This window comes from Vibrio sp. 10N.261.51.A4, assembly GCF_041471945.1.
In the GTDB taxonomy this organism is placed as follows: Bacteria; Pseudomonadota; Gammaproteobacteria; order Enterobacterales; family Vibrionaceae; genus Vibrio; species Vibrio crassostreae_C.
In genome coordinates, this window is sequence record NZ_JBFRPJ010000068.1 from 1 (window position 1) to 874 (window position 874).

Annotated in this window: 1 pseudogene; it reads right to left on the reverse strand. The window is 44.1% G+C overall.

The features are described from left to right. Positions 1–96: 96 nt before the first annotated feature. Positions 97–525: pseudogene (locus AB4384_RS15210) on the reverse strand (HIT domain-containing protein). Positions 526–874: the final 349 nt, after the last annotated feature.

Consider the following 874-nt stretch of genomic DNA (forward strand, 5'->3'; position numbering starts at 1 on the left):
ACTTTACGGGGTCACTTCATATCTAAGATGAGCGGCTTTTTGTTATGTGTCTTTTCTGAAGTGTTTTGCTTTAAAGCTCAATGAGATGAACTCGAATTATGCTTTCTTGAAGATAGAGCTCAGTGACAGAACGTTTTGGATACGAGTCAGGATAGCGGCTTGATCTTCTTCACTGCGCTGTTCGCCTTTTGTATTACCCCATACTGGGCCGGGCCAAGCAATGTCGTCTTTGAAGCGTGCAATATGGTGGATGTGCAGTTGTGGCACCATATTACCCAGCGCACCAAGGTTCAATTTGTCTGGTTGGAACGTTGCTTCTAATGCTTGGCTTACCGCCTGAGATTCATGTAGGAACTGCTGTTGCTCTTTCATTGGTAAGTGGTGCAACTCTTTTAGGTTGGCACGTTTTGGTACCAAGATAACTCAAGGCACTGCGTTATCTTTGTGTAGCAGGGCTAAGCTCAGTGGAAATTCGCCGATAAGTGTGGTGTCTTTCGCAAGTTGCGGGTGAAGTTCGAAGCTCATGATCTTTCCAATTAATTGTTTTACATGAGTATAAGGTCGGAGTTTGAATGTGGCTAGGGCTTACGTTCTCAATAAGCAGATTCCCTATCATGTTCGTCCCTCACTGTAGGGAATGATGGCGAGAAGAGGGATAACGATTTGGTGTGGTTTGATGGCGCATCATTGATGTTGTCTTGGATTCACTACACCTATTCTCGTCATCTCCTAGAGCGACGAATGAGCGTAATAGGAGATCTCTTGCTGTGTAGGTTAGCTAATCGCTTAAATAATCGAGTAAACAAACCTCCAGACAAAAAAAGGTTGACGCTTTCACGTCAACCTTTCTAATTTTCTCGAATCTCGAATCTCG